The following is an 18,959-nucleotide window of genomic DNA, read 5'->3' as shown; positions in this document are numbered from 1 at the left end:
CTACCCCGCACCAACCTAAAACCTATGATATATTAGGTATAAATCATTTGAAGGAGTTGGAATTATGGACTTAGACATGATTATCATCATCATACTATTCGGGTTTCTATCCGCATTTATCGATTCAGTAGTTGGCGGCGGTGGACTCATCTCAATTCCAGCCCTACTCGCAATCGGCTTACATCCCGCTACGGCCCTCGGAACAAACAAACTCGCAAGTTCATTCGGATCGCTCACATCAGCCATCACATTCATTCGCGCGCGGAAAGTCGACTTACATATCGTCAAAAAATTATTTCCGCTATCATTCATAGGTTCGGTCTTCGGGGCACTCATCGCAACCCGCATACCGCCCGAACTCTTGAAACCGCTCGTCATTATCATGCTGTTTCTCGTATTAATCTACACGCTCGTTAAGAAAGAATGGGGAGAAACTTCCACCTATCAGAAACTCCCTCCTAAGAAAGCCATCATCTTCGCGGCCTTCGTCTTCATCATCGGCATGTATGACGGATTCCTAGGCGGAGGTACAGGTAGCTTCTTCTTATTCCTATTATTAATAGTAGGTTTTGACTTCCTTAAAGCAGCGGGTAACGCCAAAGTTATTAACTTCGCAAGTAACGTCGGCGCGATTATTCTCTTCGCGTGCTTACAACACGTTGACTATAAAGTAGGACTCATTATGGGTATCTCAATGATCGCAGGTAGCTTCGCCGGTAGCCAATTCGCGATTCGTAAAGGCGTATCATACGTCAAATCCCTGTTCATCGGCGTCACACTCATATTGCTTCTAAAGAACGTGTACGACTATGTTACGAAGCACTTTTTGTAGATTTATCGAAAACCATTACTTTCACAACTTTACGCGTCGCACGTATTTCATTCTCAAGCGCGACTCAACATCATATATAACACCTTAATCACTTAAACGCTTTCAAAACGTTTATGAAACCAAACAAAACCCCTCGACATTACGCAAATGTTGAGGGGTTTATTCTATATCATGATTTATAAAGCAAATTATTTTTGACCGTGGAACATCCAACGAATATTATATTTATCGATTAGTGTACCCATAGCGCCGCCCCAGAATTGTTTTTCTAACGGCATTTCAACTTTCACAGTAGAATCTTGAGAAATGTGATCGAATAATGTTTTCATATCCTCAAATTCCTTCTCGTCTGAAACACTGAAATCAATCATTAATGAAATGGCATGGTTAATATTAGTTTCATGATTTCCGAAACTATCTGAAGCCATTAATTTCACACCGGCGATTGTAAATTCTGAGTGCATCGTTTTATTAGCGGCTTCTTCTTTTGATACGCCAAATTGTTCAGCTTGTGCTTCGCCTACAGGTAAACGGTTAATGTCAGTCGCTTTAAATACAGTTTCGTAATATTCTAATGCTTCTTTAGTATTTTCAAATGCGATGTAAGGATGTAATTGTTTCACTTTCTAAAGACCTCCAAATAGATGATATCTAATATTACCCACCTTAGTTTAAACTAATCTACTTATTTGCTTAAACTTTTATAAAATCATCAAAGTGTGTCTCTTCAATAATCTCCCTTTGAAAAGCCCTCTGAGATGGATGACGCGTTTCAGCCTCGTCTACCTCAATAAAACACTCATATCCGTCGTCATATAAATCTAAAGCTTTAGTCATCGCATCATCATACATACCTTTAATTAGAAAACGCTTTTTAATAATATGTTGCTTTTCCAAAATGGAAGTCGTTACATCACCCACGATAATAACAGCCGGACCAGCTACGTCTACGTTCGCCACTTGATCCGCGATATTCGACACCGTGCCCTCGACTTTAAACTCGTTAAAACGCGTCGCATTGAAGATCACAACAACGTTATAATCCACTTTAGCTTGCGTCATAATAAAGTCCATGAGCTTCGGCAAACGCTTCACGCCCATATAAATCGCGAGCGTGCCACCATCTAACAACGATGTGATATCAATATCGCGTTCCATTGAGTCTTTAAAATGTCCGGTCGTAAACGTAATACTTGTCGCAACGTTACGCTCTGTTAAACCAACGCCATATGACGCTACCGCCGCTGACGCCGACGTGATACCGGGCACGATTTCATACGCAATACCTTCCGCTTCTAAAGCCTCTACCTCATCCTTTACACGACCGAAAATCGCAGGGTCGCCACCTTTCAAACGAACCACATGCTTGTGATTAAAAGCAGCTTCAACCAATAGCGCATTAATCTTTTCTTGCTTCACCTGCTTGCCGTAAGGTATTTTACCAACGTTGATTAATTCAGCTTCAGGTTTCGCAAACTGAATGATAAAAGGGTTTACCAGACGATCGTACAAGATAATATCTGCACGCTTAATGACACGCTCGGCTTTTCGAGAAAGTAAATCAGGATGACCAGGGCCCGCACCTACTAACGATACAAAGCCTTTAGTTATACACATACAAATACGTCACCATCCACGATTTCAACCGGATACGTTGCGACACAACCTGTATCTGGCGCTTGAACTTCACCTGTGTTAAAATCAATCTTTTGATCGTGTAATGGACAATATACATAGTCACCGCTCACCGTACCTTCAGATAAAGGCCCTTGCTTATGTGGACACACATTATGAACCGCTTTAATGTCACCGTTCTCAGTTAAAAACAACCCGATTTCAGTACCTTTAACGATAACTTTCTTACCAATTAAAGGTGTCATTTCATCTAATGTCGTAACTTTAATTTTCTCCATTATCTTACCCTCACACTTTCTCTACTTCGAAGATTTTTTGATCAGAAGATGCATTCACAATTTCATTCCAAGGTTCCGCCTCAACCGCTTTCTTCGCAATCATAATACGGTCATATAGCTCGTCCTGTTTCTCAGGATCTAAAACAACGTCACGAACGTGCTCAAAGCCCATACGTTTTAACCAAGGCGCTGTACGTTCCGCATAAATACCAGTCTCACGATAATATTGCATGTACGCACCACATAATTTAATCACATCATCTTCAGTCGGCACTGTTGTTAAAAGCGTCGCCGCAACAACGTCCGTACCACCGTTACCACCAACAAAGATTTGGAAGCCATTTTCAACACCAATGACACCAAAATCTTTAACACCTGATTCTACGCAACTTCTTGGACAACCTGAAACACCCATTTTAAATTTATGCGGTGTATCAATATATTCAAACGTTGATTCAAGTCGAATACCAAGTTTCGTCGTATACTGCGTACCAAAACGGCAGAATTCCTTACCGACACAACTTTTCACAGAACGGGTCTTCTTCGCATAAGCAGACGCAGATCGCATACCAAGGTCGCGCCATACATGCGGTAAGTCTTCCTTCTTAATGCCATATAAACCAATACGTTGAGAACCTGTCACTTTAACAAGTGGCACATTGTATTTCTTCGCAACTTCACCTAATCGGATTAATTGGTCAGGGTTCGTCACGCCACCTTTCATTTGAGGAATGACAGAGAACGTACCGTCGTTTTGAATATTGGCATGGTAACGTTCGTTCGCAAAGCGTGACGCTTTCTCGTCCTCATGTTCAGTAGGATGAATCATATTTAAATAGTAATTAATCGCTGGACGACACTTCGGACAACCGCCCTTATCATTAAAGTCTAAGACGTGGCGTACTTCTTTAGACGTCTTAAGACCTTTCTCACGAATCGCCGCTACGATTTCATCACGGCTTAAATCTGTACACGCACAAATACCTGTTGCCTTACTTTCAACAAAGCCGTCACCAAGCGTAAACGCAAGTAAGTCACCAATCTGACCTTTACACTTACCGCAAGAGTTACCTGCTTTTGTACATTTCGTAACTTCATCTACAGATGTCAGACCTTCATCTTGAATTGCTTTAACGATTTGGCCTTTTGAAATACCATTGCAACCACAAATCGTTTCATCGTCATCCATCGTTTCAACACTAATTGCATCTACTTCACCAGCTTTATGAAGTAACGATACAAGCGTGTATTCTTCAATTGTGTCGCCTTTCTTCATCATATTATAGAAACGGTTACCTTCTTCAGTATCACCGTATAATACAGCACCTACAATATGTTTATCTTCTACAAAGATCTTTTTATATACTTTATCGACACTATTAAATACTTCAATACCATGAATATTTTCAGTTTCATAAATTTTACCGGCACTAAATAAGTCACAGCCCGAGACTTTTAAAGAAGTAAACGTTGTCGAACCTTGGTAACCTTCCGTCGCGCGACCTGTAATATGGTCCGCTAAAACCTTACCTTGATCGTATAACGGTGCAACTAAGCCATAAACTTTCGAACGGTGCTCACAACATTCACCAACCGCATAAATATCATCGTCACTCGTCTTCATAAAGTCGTCAACAACGATACCGCGACCTATTTCAAGACCCGACGCACGTGCAGCTTTTGTTACAGGACGAATACCAACCGCCATCACAACCATATCCGTTTCTAAAACTTGACCGTCAGATAAAAGCACCGCTTCAACATGCGAATCACCAATAATTTCCTGCGTATTCGCTTGTAGCTTAAACTTCATACCTTGCGCTTCTAAATCAAGCTTCAACAGCTCACCAGCCTTACGGTCAAGCTGCATTTCCATAAGCCATTCACCTAAATGCAACACCGTCACGTCCATACCTTGATCAAGTAAACCACGCGCACACTCTAAACCAAGTAATCCCCCACCGATTACAATCGCTTTACGCTTCGTTTGCGCCATTTCAATCATGCGTTTCGTATCATCAATCGTACGCCAGCCCATAACGCCTTGAAGTCTCGAACCGTCTACAGGTAGAATAAACGCCTCAGAACCTGTCGCAATAATACATTTATCATACGTCACTGCTTGACCTTTCGAAGTCACGACCTGCTTACGTTCACGGTCAATTTCAACCACCGGGTCATCCGTAATTAAGTGAATATTGTTCGATGCGTACCAGTCGTACGGATTCATAATCGTTTCTTCAATCGTCATTTTATTCTGAAGTATATTCGATAACATGATGCGGTTATAGTTTGGATAAGGTTCTTTACCGATCACCGTAATATCGAACATATCCGGTTCACGTTCAATAATTTCCTCGATCGTTCTAATCCCAGCCATACCATTACCAATCATAAGTAATTTCGTCTTTGCCATTTTTACAGTTTATCCTCCTTGTAAGTCCCGTCTAAATACGTTTCAATCGCTTGAGAAAGTGCTTTAACACGTTCGTAATCCGAGCCATTCGAACCAATATTGATCGTTATGCCATCATATTCAATCGTTTTCATATCATAGAAATCTGATTGCGTACGGTCTCCCGTATGATTCACAAGTTGTTGCGCCGTACAATCACGACGAATTTGGTCATTTAATTCATGATCATTTGTCGCAATGTACACAATATCAGCCGCTTCAATATCCGATTTCTCATAGGGCTTTTCAATGAGTGAGACGTTAGGTGCCTTCAATCTTTGAAAAGCCACATCGAATGACGGACTCACGACATCAATCGTTACCGCCTCTCGAACGAGCTTCGATACCTTTCGAAATCCGATACGACCGCCCCCGACGACAACAATATGTTTACCTTGAATTTGAAGTTGAATGGGATACATGTCAGTACTCCTTTAACGTTTGATAACGCGAAATAATAATGTCACGTAACATTGAATCCAAATTAAGTGAAGGTCTGATGTGAAGTGTTGATGAAAGTGCCAAACTTTCGAGCTTACGTTTAATCTTGTTGACGAGGTAGCCGTCATATAGAAATAACGGCACGACGATTAAATCTGTATAGCGTTCGGCAATGTCAGGCAAATAAGTCTCAAAGGCCTTGTTGCCATAAAGCATATACGCGTAAGCATCTTCATCAAGTGACAATTGTTCGCACAACGTCTCAAGTTCATAGTCTGGTCGCTGAAATTTAAAGCTACCGTGCGCAATGACAACGACAGCCGTGCGTCGCTCCGAAACGGTATCCCTCATTTGGATACGCGCATCTCGTACGCGCTTCTCAACGATGTCGACCATATCAGGATGCGTGCCAAGCGGTAACGACCATTTGAAAGAAATATCGTCATAACGCGCTTTAAAAGCGTCCATAATTTCAGGAATGTCCACCGAATAATGCAAGGCAGTAAAGAGTAATAAAGGTATTAAATTAAAGTCACGTTCCCCACGCGCAACGTGTCTGTCAATCACTTGTTCCAAGCTCGACGTTTCACTTTCTAGAAAAGCCACTTCGAAATCAAGCGTATCTTCAGCTAAAAGCGCATGAATAAACGTTTTTAAAGCATCATTTTGCGGACCCTTTCGCATACCATGAACAACAAGAATCGTTTGCAATTCAAATCACCTCTTCACTTATATTGTACGTCAAAATGACATAAATTTGTGATATTTTTCACATTAACATTCAAAAATAGGGTTTTCCCCTACCTATTAAGTAAGTGAAAACCCTAATAAGATTTACGTTATTTTTTAAGCTTGAATGTATCACGTGAACCGTTCACAAATGCATACATAAGACCGATTAAAATACCCCCACCGATATAGTTACCAATGTATGCAAAGACAATATTTTTAAGTACACCTAACCAATTCAATGCATCAATGTTATAGAACAACATACCTACAAATAAACCTGCATTGTATACAACGTGTTCAAACGCCATAAACACGAAGATTACAACACCGATTGAAATAAAAAATGCTTTCATTAAACCTTCTTTAAATTGAAGTGAAATAAAAATACCAATATTAATGAAAAAGTTCGCAAAGATACCTTTAACTAAAATCGTTTGCCACGTCGACTCTACAGTCTTACTCGTAACGGTCTTCGTCAACGCTTCAAGCATCTCAGGCGTCATAATATTCGACCACACCATCATGCCGAAGAACACGAAGGCACCTAAAATATTTCCGATAAAGCAGACCGTAAATAACCATAGCGCGCTCTTCAAGTTGATCGTTCTAAAGAACAAAGCCACCGTGACGAACATAAAGTTACTTGTTAACAACTCCGAATGCGTGAGCACGATAAATACTAAACCTAAACTGAACGCAAACGCGCCCATTAAATTAACGACGCCCGGCAGACTGCCCGCAAATTGCGTTTTAATTCCCAGCATAAAAATCGTACAGATTGCGAGTAAGAACCCTGACATCATCGCTTTCACAAGATATCTCGAGAACGATTTGTACAACATCGTTTCTTTCATTGCGACAGATCCGACGATGCCCTCGACCGTTTCTCGCGTTGAAAATGAATCGGCAACTGTCTTATTCGGTTTTTGAATCCCCATTTTACCTACACCCTTCTTTCTACTTGTAATAAATCTTTATTCGTATACATATTATAATAAGTCAATGTTTATTGACTAGAACTTTTTTGAAATTAAAATCTTCGAGTGTTGTTCAAATATCTATTTCACCCAGCAATTTCACACTTAATCGCATATTTCCCATTTAGAAAAAGCCCTATGCAATCACGTTTTCATGCATAGGACGCTTACATTGATATTGCGCATTAACCGCGCTTTTGTTGTTTCATTACTTTTAAACCAGCCGCAAAAATACCATATCCTAAAGTTGTATAAAGGAAGAAGCTTTTAAATAATTGCTTAGAAAAGCCTTCACTGATAAGCGCTGGTACGAATGTACTTAAACTATATAGTCCAAGTACCTTTAAATAACGTTTATTCATCACAAGCACCTCTTTTCAAAGCCTATTATAACGCTCTTGATGCACAAAAGTTGTGACGAATTTCTTAAAATCCTTTTCAAGGAGGCAAACGCATCTACGCTTTAGCCAGTAATCGATCTAAATTATTCCAAGTCGAATGCATACCTTGTTCGACGCCCATGTCGACAAGTTGTTTCGCCGTAGCAGCATCTTTCAAAGTCGTCGTCGAAACGAGGCGCGTCTTACCGTCTCCCGCATCATGAAACTCTAGCGCAACTTTCATCGGTGGCATATCTGGATTAATTTCACCCTTCTCATTCGCGAAGTAATCACGATATACAAGCTGATTTGGACGCTCCAACGTCTCATAAATCGATACACCATAACTCGTGATATCGTCGCCAAACATACCATAATGCACGTGGCCATTCGGTTTCGGATCAAACGCTTTGACTGTTGTCGTCCAACCCTCAGGATGGAACCAAGCCTCAAATTGATCTTGAGTGACATAGGCATCATACACCTTCGAAGGTACCGCATCGAAAGTGCGTTCTATCTTAATTTGATTATCTTCTCGTTTAAAACTCATAACGATCATCCCCTCTATAATTTAAATAACATATGACGTAATGTCTTGAATCTTGGCGTCTTTCTTGTGCCCTTCAAATTCGAAGAAGCTTGCGAAATAAATGGTCGCATCAGAAGTCGTTAACACGCCATGTGCAGACGCCAGTTTACCATGGGTCAATATCGACGTAATTTCAAGCGACTTAACATCCTGCTTGTTGTCCTTCAATGCTTTGATGAACGCCGCCTTGCCAGATAATTCTAAGTCACCAGGTACGTGCCACGTTAGTGAATCGCTGAGTAAGGCGTCTAGTTTATCCTCGTCACATGCAGCCGATGCGATCAAATACGCTTTGATTGTGCGTGCTTTAGGCGCATTGTCGCACGACAGGTCTGCCACAACTTCGAAGGGCGCGTCTTTATTTGAATCCGATTCTTGGTGCTTCAATGAAAGGTTCACCTCGTCCAAAGCTTCCTTCAATATGCGTACTGCTTTTGGACCTACACCATGTAAGTCGAGTAGAGCCGCTTCATCATGTTCTGCGACTGCCTCTAACGTTTCAATGCCCGCTTTATGTAATGCTTGCGTCGCCGGTTTGCCAATTTTAGGTAATGCGTGTCCCATCCACATCCTCCTTATTTTCATTTCGTTATGCCTTAATAAAGCTACTTTCAGAATAACACAAGCACCTTTTTATACAATTTTCTATAAATAAATTTCAATTTATTTTATTTCGATTTCTTCTTGAAAAGCCCTTAAAAGACCGCCACATCAACTTTAAAATCCATCTAACTTATATTATAAGATAGTTGACAAATCGTGAGAATAGTACTACCTTATATTATAAGATAGTTAAAGCAGGTGATGACTTGTCAATCTCTAAACAAATGATGAAAGGTTTACTTGACGGGGCAATTTTAGGCCTCATTGCTCAAGGTGAAACCTATGGCTATGAAATACTCGAAAAACTCAATAACTTAAACTTTCCTGAAATAAGCGATGGCAGTATTTATCCCGTGCTCCTTCGCTTGAGTAAGAAAGGTTACATTCAGTCAGAAACGAAAAAGTCCACTTCAGGCGGACCTAAACGTAAATATTACACCATTACTGATTTAGGTCTCGAAGAACTTACCGTATTCAGAGAAAAATGGAAGCAACTTAACTTTGGAATGAATAATGTGATAAGAGGTGATGATGATGCTAAGTGAAAAATCAGAAAAATTTCTACGCGAATTACGTATTGAACTCTTGTACCGAGGCAAAAAAGACGAAGAAGTCTACGAAATTGAGGATGAATTACGCGACCATTTGATACACGCTGAAGAAAACGGTGATTCCGTGGATAATATCACAGGCGGCTCACCAAAAGCTTATATCAAATCGATTTCAAATGAAATGTCGTTTGATAGAACTGTTATCAAATCGCTCATTGGTGGATTATTCGTTGCAATCGGTTTCTTTATAATCTCACCTTTAATCGAAGGTCATTTCACGCTTACGATTGGTAATATCTTGACGTCCGTCGTATCGATGCTTGTATCGCTTTTATTATTTCTCATAGCAATCAAGTGGATGGTAGTTAAGTTAGGCAACCAAAACTATAACCAACTTATGTTAATACTCGGGGCTGGTACTGTCGCAGTAGTCATCCATGCTATCGGAGCTCGAATATCCAATTCATATCCCATTATGACACTTTTTAGTCTAAGTCCGTCACTTAGTTTAACTATAGGTATCACAATCTTTGCATTACTTTTAATTGGCACAGCAATAACGAAATCATGGGTCTTATTCTTTATGGTACTAATTTCAACACTTCCTGAACTTTTAGCTAAGTTATTTACAGGAAAAACTGGTTCTGAATCAGATTTTATTTTCTTTACAGTTAGCCTGTTTATAATATTTGTCTTTATCACAATCCTAGTTAGCTTTTATAGAAATTGGAACAAAATTGAGGTGAATAATGATGAAAAATAAATATCATGCGAACGGCGATATCGTATTAAGCGACAAGTCAGAGAAGTTCTTAAGAGAGCTACGCGTTGAATTGATGTATCGCGGAAAGAAAGATGAAACGATTTTCGAAATTGAAGATGAACTACGAGATCATTTATATCACGCGGAACAAAACGGAGAATCCGTCGACAACATTACTGGCGGATCCCCAAAAGCTTATATTGATTCCATTTCCAAGGAAATACCTTTTGATAAAAGTTTATATAAAATCCTAGGTTTAGCAGTAATAATGGTTATTATGCTAACAGTTTTACCGGAATTATTAGATAGCACTTTCGTCGTAACGCTAGGTGGCATATTTTTTAACACTATTTTCTTTTTAATAGGTTTAGCAATTCTATTAGCGTTTATAAAGCTTTTCGCAATCAAGTTCGGTGAAATTAAGAAAAGAATGTACGCCTATTCCTTATTAGTAGGAGCTATTAGCTTTGGTTGTTACTTATTAGGTGCCTTTTTAGCAAGAAAATTTCCTATAATGACAGTTTACAAACCTAGCGAACGCGCTTCATTTATTATCGGTCTATGCTTACTAACTATCATGGTCATATTTTTAGTTTTAACGAAACAATGGATCTATTTAGTACTCATTGCAATTGTAACCGCACCATTCTTTATCACATCAGTATTTATAGACGGTAATGGCAAAGATACAACATTTATGGTAGTAAGCTTCTTTATCTTCATAGCATTTCAATGGATCTTAATCGGTTACTTTATCTATCAGCAAGTTAAAGAATATAAAGCTGATAAACGACGAAAGGCCGAATTAAATAAAGAAGATTAATTATATAAGAAGCATTTGCGATAATATTCGTGAATGCTTCTTTTCTTTTTGAAAATGCCTTTAAGATAGCTTAAGAACTTATCGTAAATATATTAATTTCAGTTGAATATTTTAAAGAATCGAGTTGTAACGGTTTCACTCCTCCATTCCGACGCAAACTGCCCATATACCACCTAAACCTCTTTCTACAAACCCTTCATTGCCGACCACTCTTTTCGAAGTATCCCCATTTTAATCGAATCATAATACAAGCCGTTAACTAGGCGCGCCTCACGTAACCGCCCCTCTAGCACCATACCGCAACGTTCAGCTAGTTTCATCATGCGCGTATTACCCGACCACGTCGAAATACTAATCCTATGGGCGCTTGTATTTTCAAAGAGGTAATCGATCCAGAGCTTAAACACGTACCGACCAATCCCCTGCTCCCAGTAATCAGGATCATAGATCACAATACCGATTTCAAGCCATTTCGAAGACGTATCCTCATAATGACAACCGACCATACCTATTACACGGTCCAGATGTTTAATCGCAAACGCGCTTCTAACATTTCCTTCAATATACCGTGACTTTTCAAAGGATTTAATATAAGTATGAAAGGTCATTAAAGGCTCTTTAATATAAGGACCGTTCCACTTCTTAGCCGCTTGAAGCGGTTCTTCATACTTCCAATAATATAAAGCTTTCATCTCGTCGAAACCAATTTCACTTAACGAAATACCATCCTGAATTGTCATCATCCTCGCCACCTAACGCGCTCATTTAATCACATTAAGTATAACACTTCTTTAATTTTAAATATTTAATTTTCAAAAGATGTAATTTAATCCGTTATATTTTGTCATGAAAATGATTTCATTTTGTAATCAAATTCTAGTACATTTAACCTTTTATCACATAAGTGTATAGACTATAATTAAATTAAATATTTGTGTTATACGATACGATCAGAGAAGGAGGTTTACCCTTTGAAATTCTGCAAGTTAGAGGCGGATGAATATAGTCAATTTTTACAACAGACCAATAAACATTTCGCGCAATCTCGTATTCACTATGATTACTTAAAGAACCATAATCTTGAAGTTCATCTTCTCGGCGTCAAAAGCCACGATGGCACCATTATCGCTGCAGGGCTTTTCACAGCGACGCGCGCACTTAAATATTTCAAATACTTCTATAGCCAAAGAGGGCCTATGATGGACTATTCGGATGTAAAACTTGTAAGGTTCTTCTTTAAATCGCTTAATGCCTATTTGAAAAAGCAACGCGCACTTTATACGAGAATCGATCCGTATCAACTTGAGAATATACGCACATCACATGGCGAAATAACGCATTCATTCGACAATCGCGCTTGGGCGCACACAATTCGAAAGCTTGGTTATAAGCACCAAGGTTACACGGTCGGTTACTCCGAGACGAGTCAAATTCGTTGGTTATCGGTCCTCGATTTAAAAGGCAAGCACGAACACGAACTGCTTGACGATATGGATTACCAAACGAGACGTAATATCAAGAAAACTTATGAAATGGGCGTACAAGTTCGTACGCTTTCATATGACGAAACGGATATCTTCTATCGATTATTTAAAGCTGCTGAAACAAAGCACGGCTTTAAGTTTCGTTCAAAAGATTATTTCTTAAAACTTCAAGATATATTTGAAGACCAGATTAAGATGAAACTTGCCTATATCGATTTAAATCATTATCTTGAGTCACTTCAACGTCGCTTTACCATTCTAAAAATCGAATATAACGATGTTGTTGAGGCGCTAGATGAATTACCGAATTCTAAACGAAATAAAGTGAAGTTCCAACAAGTACGTCAACAATACGAGAGTGTTAAACGTAAGATTCATAATACCGAGCGTTTACGAGAGCGTGAAGGAGATATATTACATCTTGCTGCGGCTATTTACATAGATAATGGCGATGAACTTTATTACTTTTCAAGCGGGTCGAACCCGAGATACAACGCCTATATGGGCGCTTACCGCTTACAATGGGAAATGATTCAATATGCATTAAGACAGGGCCTACCAAGATTTAACTTCTACGGCATTACGGGTGATTTCGATGAAGATGCTGATGATGTCGGCGTACAATACTTTAAGAAAGGGTTCAACGCTCATGTTGAAGAATATGTAGGCGACTTTATCAAAGTACATCGTCCTATCCTCTACCACCTCATGAAAATGAAAACCAAACACTAACACAAAACTACCTGCAATTTTTCATTTTGCAGGTAGTTTTTATATGATATTCATTCTCCTAAATGGATGTGAGACGTTAAGATGCATCTTTCAATTTAGAATGTTTCACGGAATATGTGAAGTAAATGACTGCACCGATGAGTAACCATACTAAGAAGCGTAACCATGTGAGTGGATTTAAGTTGAGAATTAAGAATCCACAGAACAAGACCGCTAGAATCGGTACTACAGGAACCATTGGACACTTAAAGGCACGATTTAAATGAGGCTCTGTTTTACGTAATACGATAACTGAGATCGCTACTAGAATGAAGGCACTCAACGTACCAATATTAACGAGTTCAGCAAGTTGTGTTAAAGGAATAAATGCACCTAACACAGCTGAAATTAAACCGAAGATCCATGTAGAAACAAATGGCGTACCGAACTTAGGATTTACCTTCTGGAATATGTTAGGGATTAAGCCGTCACGTGACATCGCAAACATGATACGTGTTTGACCATATAACATTACTAGCATAACCGTTGTCATACCAAGGATTGCACCTACATCTATAACACCTGAAACCCAGTTTTGCCCCGCTACCTTTAAGACAGCAGAAACAGGATGATCGATGTAACGTTCAAATTCTAGAAATGGTACAACGCCTGTCATAATACCTGATACGATGATATACAATACTGTACAAATACCTAATGAGAACAGAATTCCTTTAGGCAAATTCTTTTCAGGTTGAATCGTTTCCTCAGCACTTGAAGCTACCGCATCAAAACCTATAAACGCGAAGAACACCGTTGCTGCAGCGGTAAAGACGCCTTGGAAACCGTATGGCATAAATGGTGACCACTGCGCAGGCTTCACGTAAAAGATAGCGACTGCGATGAACAAGAGGATAACGGAAACTTTAACCACTACCATAATGTTGTTCACGCGCTTCGTTTCTTTAATACCGATTGATATCAGTAACGTGATGAGCATAATGATTACGAACGCAGGTAAATTAAATAGTGTAAATTCACCGTCAGGGTTTGTACCAGGTGCACCTGTAAACATTGTTGGTAAATGCATACCGAAACCATCTAATAACGATTGAAAGTAACCTGACCAACCTACTGAAACACTACTTACTGCAAGTAGATATTCAAGGATCAAGTCCCAACCGATTATAAACGCGACGATCTCACCTAACGTTGCATAAGCGTACGTGTATGCCGAACCTGCGACAGGAACCATAGAAGCAAATTCTGCGTAACATAATGCGGCAAAGCAACATGCTAAAGCTGCAATAACGAACGAAACCATTAAAGCTGGTCCTGCCGTTAACGCACCTGTACCTGTTAATACAAAAATACCCGTACCAATAATGGCACCGATACCAAGCATCGTTAAATCAAACGCATTCAACGCTTTCTTCAATGTTGAGGGTCGTTGTGCTAATTGTTGAAAATTCTTCTTTCGTAGTAAATTCATGATGTCTTCCTCCTACCATTAGCATGCCATTATTATACATGAAATTTATAAAAGTGTATGTAGTTTTATTAATTTTTCTATTAAATTTTTATTTAAAATAAAATGCGTGCCCGAGACGTCTAAACGCCTCAAGCACGCATTTTAAATTTCTTGCTAGTCTTCATCTTCAAGTTCATATCTAAATATTTTATTCGGATAGACTTTTAACACATGGCATAGTATCAAGTGAACAAGGTACGAAATCACGCCAGGAAAGACGAAATACGTAAATCCAATCGTAAGCAGGTTCATCATCATTGAACCATCAATGTATTTCATCGCGTTTACCGGACCTACTAGTCCCATAAAACCAAATCCTGCTGTTTCTTTGTTACCTTCAATGCCAATAAAACTACCCATCATGCCTGTTAATGCCGCAGATAATGCTATCGGCAACATTATGATTGGATGCTTAATCATATTAGGCATCATCATCTTCATACCACCTAAAATAAGCGCAATTGGAATACCGATTTTATTTACGCGAATCGCACCAATCGCTAACATCCATGAACAAGCCGTAATACCTAAACTTGCGGCACCTGCTGCATGCCCAGATATACCAATTGCCATCGCAATCGCAACAGACGATATTGGCGATGCAATTAAGATACCGAATATAATTGCAACAAGCATGCACATAATTACAGGTTGTAAGCTTGTTAAACTATTAACGACATTACCAATCGCACTTGTAATTAATTTAACGAAAGGTAACGTCATTAACCCGATTAAACCAACACCTGTCGCAACGAACGTCGGCATTAGAATCATCGTTAAACTTCCTAATTTATTACCAATTAAATGTATTACAAACACTGCAATTCCAGCAGTCAAAGTGGCATTAATGATGTCACCTACACCTTCTAAAGTTGCAGTTTTACCATCCATTTTAATAATACCGCTACCAATAAAGGCTGCCGCACTTACTGTAGCAGCTTGCAACGCATGGAATTTATACTGCGTCGCAATGAGTGCACCAACAAGTAAAGGAACCGTGAATTGAATACCTAAAATACATTCGTGTACGATCTTGAATACGGGATGAAAACTTGCTAGAAATTTAAATAACTCGCCAAGTATTGCATTTGGTATTAAACCAACTACAATAGCTATAGCCATACCATGGAGCACTCGGTTCAAGTGCTTGTTAAAGTTAATTGATTTCATATATTTTCTCCTTGAAAAAAGTTATGCCTAAATATATCACATAAACAAATTCATAAAAATACATTTATAAATAGTCACAAAATTAATATTATTTTAAATAGAAACTAAATAAGGGTTAAAATCCTTTAGTTATCACATTATTTAAAAAATAAAACTTAAATTTTCAAAGCAAAAATATAAGAAAAGAGTAAAATTTAGAACTGAATCTAAAAATTACTCTTGTTTCAAATTTAATAATTCATTTAACAATTTTCGTATACAAATCCTTGTTTATGCAAAACTGTCTCATAAAATGGATTGTTACCAATTAACTTAATCTTATCCGCAAGTGCTTCAACTTCATCGATATGATGTGTCGTTAATATAATCAAACATGTTTCCTTTAATTCATTTAACAAGCGATGGATATCATACCTCGATTTTAAATCAATACCTTCAGTTGGTTCGTCTAATATGAGCACCTTTGGATTACCAAGTAAACCAATTAAAATATTTACTTTCCGCTTCGTACCACCAGATAATTGGGATACGCGTACGCGTCGCTCCTTTAAATGCATGGTTTCGCAAAAGCCATCTATCACATCATCTGAAACAGGATGTTGATTCAGCGATTTAAAGAACGCAATATTTTCATCAACCGTCAGATGATCAAATAGCGCTATGTCTTGCGGTATATAGCCAATTAATTTTTGAATGTCCTTTTGTCTTAATGGCCGACCATCATATAAAATGTCACCGCTATCTTTAGTTTCAAGCGCTGCAATCATGCGTAACAATGTCGACTTACCGGCCCCATTTTCACCAAGTAACACAGTTAACGTGGAATCATGAAAGGTTGTATTCAAATCTTTAAAAATCGTTTTTCGTTTATACGTTTTAGATACATGTCGAATTTCTATCATCATTTCTCACCTACAATTGAATCATTAACCAAATCAAACCAACGATACATGCATATACAAAAGCCATAAAAATACGATGACTTAATGTCCGAACTATAAATATTAATACACTAAGGCCAAATTCATAAATTAAAATCATACCAAAACTGATGACATAAAACCATATACTTACATTAAATTGAAATACTATCATGGTAAGGAAACATACGCTCATAACAATCAACGACATGATTAATGTATATAAGAAATGTAATTTCAAGCGTGTACCTTTAAACATATACATGCGACTTAGCGCCAATGGTTGGTTTAACCGGTGATACAACACAACTTGAAGACTACTTACTAGTGTCAACAACGTCATCACAATACCCGCTTCAATATGCGTCGACGAATGTTTATGTGCCGTTTCATGCTCTAAAATTGGTGTAGGCATACGTTCCTTTAACGTCTGTTTAATATCAGATTCTGATACATCTTCCTCCTCTAAATGTAGCGCTAAGATGTATGGCGCCTCAGTTTGATATAACGATTGACTTATGAGCTCAATCCCAAGTTTACCTATAAAACCTTCAGCCGCATAAATCGGTAGTGCTTCCTTTAAATCTTGCTCTTTAATCAGGCTATCGAAATCCTCTGGAATTTGGACGACTACGACCGCTTCTTTACGCGAAACAATCACCTTTAAGTCACGCTCAGCCTTATCAACTTGCTTAACGTTTAAAACCTTTGATGTCTTAATATGATCCACAAACGCTTGAGACACTTCAGTTTGGTTTAAGTCTTGAACCCCTATAGGAATTTGTACGACCTGATTTAAACGCGAACTCAACATGTGCATGATAATCACCGCCGACACTAAGATGGCGATAAATAAGATATGTGCTTTCACTGAATGAAAGGTAAGTAACTTTAAAATTGCTTTCATCGTAAATACCTCCACACATATACGCCACACGTGCTCACACCAAGCAACCCTATTACACAAACAAATGCTATTGGCGTATCAATCAAGTAATTGTGTAATAATAGCTCTAGAAATTGTTCATTCACATATTGAAACGGCAGGTATTGAAGCACGCCACCTACAGTATCTTTCAAATAAACAAAAGGTATCGTAGCGCCAGATAATACAACTATGCAAATCATTAAACTTACCTTTATAATCATTTTCACAAAAGCACGCTCGATTAATTCAATCAGCATAAACAACATATATAACAACAATATGTTGTAGCTTACTAAAACAATTAAAGGTCCTAAGTTATAACCTTCATATGCGACATCCATACCATTCACAATTAATACCAATCCGATAATCGCCCAGATTAACGTATATATCGCCGCAATCGTTACGTTCACAAAGATGATCTTCTCTTTCGCGAAGTGATACATTGCCATACGATCTTGTAGCGCTTGCGATTGATTCATGTTCAATATCGACACCATCGTCGACATAAGTATAAACATAGATACGACGAACAAGGACACTGTATAATATTGCGCAGTATCATACAGTTCAATGCTTTCTAATTCAAAGGCACCCTTTTGATTGAGTCCTTTAACCAACAAATCCATCAACATCTGGGTCAAATCCTCATCATTGTCAGACGTGCTCAAATCTTGATACGCAAGTCCGCCGCCCATCATCATCATAAACCGTTGATACACTGAATCCGTAACACTATAAATCATCTTGGCATCTAAAGAAGACTTATCGTACGTATGGACGGTTATGGGCAAGTCGCCATCTTCCGCGAAACGCGCCATCATATCTCGTTCAAACACCACATAACCCTTGATTCGCTTCGCCTCCAAAGCACGCTCAGCCTCATCTTGTGTCATCTCTATAATCTTTGAATGCTTGCCCAAGTGTGCCGTTTCCGTAATTTGCTTCGAAATCATCTGCGTTTCCTCAGCATCATCCAAATTCACAACCCCGATATCAAATCGCTTGTCGTCTTGCTTAACTGATTGAATCGCGAAGGATGACGTTAACAACACTAGGAAAAGCCCTAAAATATAAACAATTAAATACCACTTCTTTAATAAAAAAGAGTGGTAAATGAAAAACAAACGCATTGTTTTCACTTTTTACCACTCCT

The 18,959-nt window shown here is 38.6% G+C and carries 21 protein-coding genes; 5 read left to right on the top strand and 16 right to left on the bottom strand.

Annotated features, from left to right (window positions below):
* Positions 1-64 precede the first annotated feature (64 nt).
* A complete protein-coding gene (locus tag ACF3N8_RS03920) occupies positions 65-832 on the top strand; it encodes a TSUP family transporter (RefSeq protein WP_238100898.1) in 768 nt (255 codons plus the stop codon).
* Between the two features lie 188 nt (positions 833-1,020).
* On the opposite strand, the gene ACF3N8_RS03915 is transcribed toward ACF3N8_RS03920, so the two are convergent.
* The 10 genes from ACF3N8_RS03915 to ACF3N8_RS03870 form a co-directional block, all read right to left on the bottom strand.
* Entirely contained in the window at positions 1,021-1,455 is a 435-nt protein-coding gene (locus ACF3N8_RS03915) for a VOC family protein (RefSeq protein ID WP_009384088.1), read from the bottom strand.
* A gap of 70 nt (positions 1,456-1,525) precedes the next feature.
* Positions 1,526-2,449 (bottom strand): uroporphyrinogen-III C-methyltransferase, encoded by a 924-nt coding sequence (cobA, locus tag ACF3N8_RS03910; protein WP_009384089.1) that lies wholly within the window; start codon positions 2,447-2,449, stop codon positions 1,526-1,528.
* Positions 2,440-2,745: a nitrite reductase (NAD(P)H) small subunit gene (locus ACF3N8_RS03905; RefSeq protein ID WP_238100896.1), complete on the bottom strand. Its 306-nt coding sequence runs from the start codon at positions 2,743-2,745 to the stop codon at positions 2,440-2,442. The genes cobA and ACF3N8_RS03905 overlap by 10 nt, the downstream gene beginning before the upstream one ends.
* 10 nt (positions 2,746-2,755) lie before the next feature.
* Positions 2,756-5,161 (bottom strand): nitrite reductase large subunit NirB, encoded by a 2,406-nt coding sequence (gene nirB, locus ACF3N8_RS03900; RefSeq protein WP_392450285.1) that lies wholly within the window; start codon positions 5,159-5,161, stop codon positions 2,756-2,758.
* Positions 5,162-5,163: 2 nt separating this feature from the next.
* Positions 5,164-5,622: a bifunctional precorrin-2 dehydrogenase/sirohydrochlorin ferrochelatase gene (locus tag ACF3N8_RS03895; protein WP_009384092.1), complete on the bottom strand. Its 459-nt coding sequence runs from the start codon at positions 5,620-5,622 to the stop codon at positions 5,164-5,166.
* A 1-nt stretch (position 5,623) separates the two neighbouring features.
* Entirely contained in the window at positions 5,624-6,352 is a 729-nt protein-coding gene (locus ACF3N8_RS03890; RefSeq protein ID WP_238100894.1) for a sirohydrochlorin chelatase, read from the bottom strand.
* 128 nt (positions 6,353-6,480) lie between these two features.
* Positions 6,481-7,311 (bottom strand): formate/nitrite transporter family protein, encoded by an 831-nt coding sequence (locus ACF3N8_RS03885; RefSeq protein WP_009384094.1) that lies wholly within the window; start codon positions 7,309-7,311, stop codon positions 6,481-6,483.
* Positions 7,312-7,535: 224 nt separating this feature from the next.
* Complete coding sequence (locus ACF3N8_RS03880) at positions 7,536-7,712, bottom strand: hypothetical protein (protein ID WP_009384095.1); 177 nt, start codon at positions 7,710-7,712, stop codon at positions 7,536-7,538.
* 94 nt (positions 7,713-7,806) lie between these two features.
* Complete coding sequence (locus ACF3N8_RS03875) at positions 7,807-8,280, bottom strand: SRPBCC domain-containing protein (protein WP_009384096.1); 474 nt, start codon at positions 8,278-8,280, stop codon at positions 7,807-7,809.
* 21 nt (positions 8,281-8,301) lie between these two features.
* Entirely contained in the window at positions 8,302-8,883 is a 582-nt protein-coding gene (locus ACF3N8_RS03870) for a helix-hairpin-helix domain-containing protein (RefSeq protein WP_009384097.1), read from the bottom strand.
* 245 nt (positions 8,884-9,128) lie between these two features.
* On the opposite strand from ACF3N8_RS03870, the gene ACF3N8_RS03865 reads away from it, so the two are divergent.
* From ACF3N8_RS03865 to ACF3N8_RS03855, 3 genes are read left to right on the top strand one after another with little or no spacing between them, the layout of a single operon-like run.
* Complete coding sequence (locus tag ACF3N8_RS03865) at positions 9,129-9,467, top strand: PadR family transcriptional regulator (protein WP_009384098.1); 339 nt, start codon at positions 9,129-9,131, stop codon at positions 9,465-9,467.
* The gene (locus tag ACF3N8_RS03860; RefSeq protein WP_009384099.1) at positions 9,457-10,236 is read left to right on the top strand and encodes a hypothetical protein; all 780 of its coding nucleotides are present in this window, start codon (positions 9,457-9,459) and stop codon (positions 10,234-10,236) included. Before ACF3N8_RS03865 ends, ACF3N8_RS03860 begins: the two co-directional genes overlap by 11 nt.
* Positions 10,226-11,059 (top strand): hypothetical protein, encoded by an 834-nt coding sequence (locus tag ACF3N8_RS03855; protein ID WP_238100892.1) that lies wholly within the window; start codon positions 10,226-10,228, stop codon positions 11,057-11,059. The genes ACF3N8_RS03860 and ACF3N8_RS03855 overlap by 11 nt, the downstream gene beginning before the upstream one ends.
* Positions 11,060-11,244: 185 nt before the next feature.
* On the opposite strand, the gene ACF3N8_RS03850 is transcribed toward ACF3N8_RS03855, so the two are convergent.
* On the bottom strand, positions 11,245-11,799 hold the full coding sequence (locus ACF3N8_RS03850; protein ID WP_009384101.1) for a GNAT family N-acetyltransferase: 555 nt from the start codon (positions 11,797-11,799) through the stop codon (positions 11,245-11,247).
* 231 nt (positions 11,800-12,030) lie between these two features.
* Here ACF3N8_RS03850 and ACF3N8_RS03845 point away from each other — a divergent pair, with 231 nt between their 5' ends.
* Positions 12,031-13,275 carry an aminoacyltransferase gene (locus ACF3N8_RS03845; protein ID WP_238100891.1) on the top strand — a complete coding sequence of 415 codons (1,245 nt, stop codon included), beginning with the start codon at positions 12,031-12,033 and terminating at the stop codon, positions 13,273-13,275.
* 76 nt (positions 13,276-13,351) lie between these two features.
* Here ACF3N8_RS03845 and ACF3N8_RS03840 read toward each other — a convergent pair whose 3' ends face one another.
* The 5 genes from ACF3N8_RS03840 to ACF3N8_RS03820 form a co-directional block, all read right to left on the bottom strand.
* On the bottom strand, positions 13,352-14,746 hold the full coding sequence (locus ACF3N8_RS03840) for an amino acid permease (protein ID WP_009384103.1): 1,395 nt from the start codon (positions 14,744-14,746) through the stop codon (positions 13,352-13,354).
* A 153-nt stretch (positions 14,747-14,899) separates the two neighbouring features.
* The gene (locus ACF3N8_RS03835) at positions 14,900-15,955 is read right to left on the bottom strand and encodes a PTS transporter subunit IIC (protein WP_392450281.1); all 1,056 of its coding nucleotides are present in this window, start codon (positions 15,953-15,955) and stop codon (positions 14,900-14,902) included.
* Positions 15,956-16,197: 242 nt separating this feature from the next.
* Positions 16,198-16,857 carry an ABC transporter ATP-binding protein gene (locus tag ACF3N8_RS03830; RefSeq protein WP_009384105.1) on the bottom strand — a complete coding sequence of 220 codons (660 nt, stop codon included), beginning with the start codon at positions 16,855-16,857 and terminating at the stop codon, positions 16,198-16,200.
* Positions 16,858-16,867: 10 nt separating this feature from the next.
* Positions 16,868-17,782 carry an ABC transporter permease gene (locus tag ACF3N8_RS03825; protein ID WP_238100890.1) on the bottom strand — a complete coding sequence of 305 codons (915 nt, stop codon included), beginning with the start codon at positions 17,780-17,782 and terminating at the stop codon, positions 16,868-16,870.
* Positions 17,779-18,936 carry an ABC transporter permease gene (locus ACF3N8_RS03820; RefSeq protein WP_238100906.1) on the bottom strand — a complete coding sequence of 386 codons (1,158 nt, stop codon included), beginning with the start codon at positions 18,934-18,936 and terminating at the stop codon, positions 17,779-17,781. The genes ACF3N8_RS03825 and ACF3N8_RS03820 overlap by 4 nt, the downstream gene beginning before the upstream one ends.
* Positions 18,937-18,959 lie beyond the last annotated feature (23 nt).

Origin of the sequence: Staphylococcus massiliensis, from assembly GCF_043186315.1 — a bacterium.
In the GTDB taxonomy this organism is placed as follows: Bacteria; Bacillota; Bacilli; order Staphylococcales; family Staphylococcaceae; genus Staphylococcus; species Staphylococcus massiliensis.
Note: the sequence above shows the minus strand (reverse complement) of the source record. Positions and strands in the feature narration are given on the sequence as shown.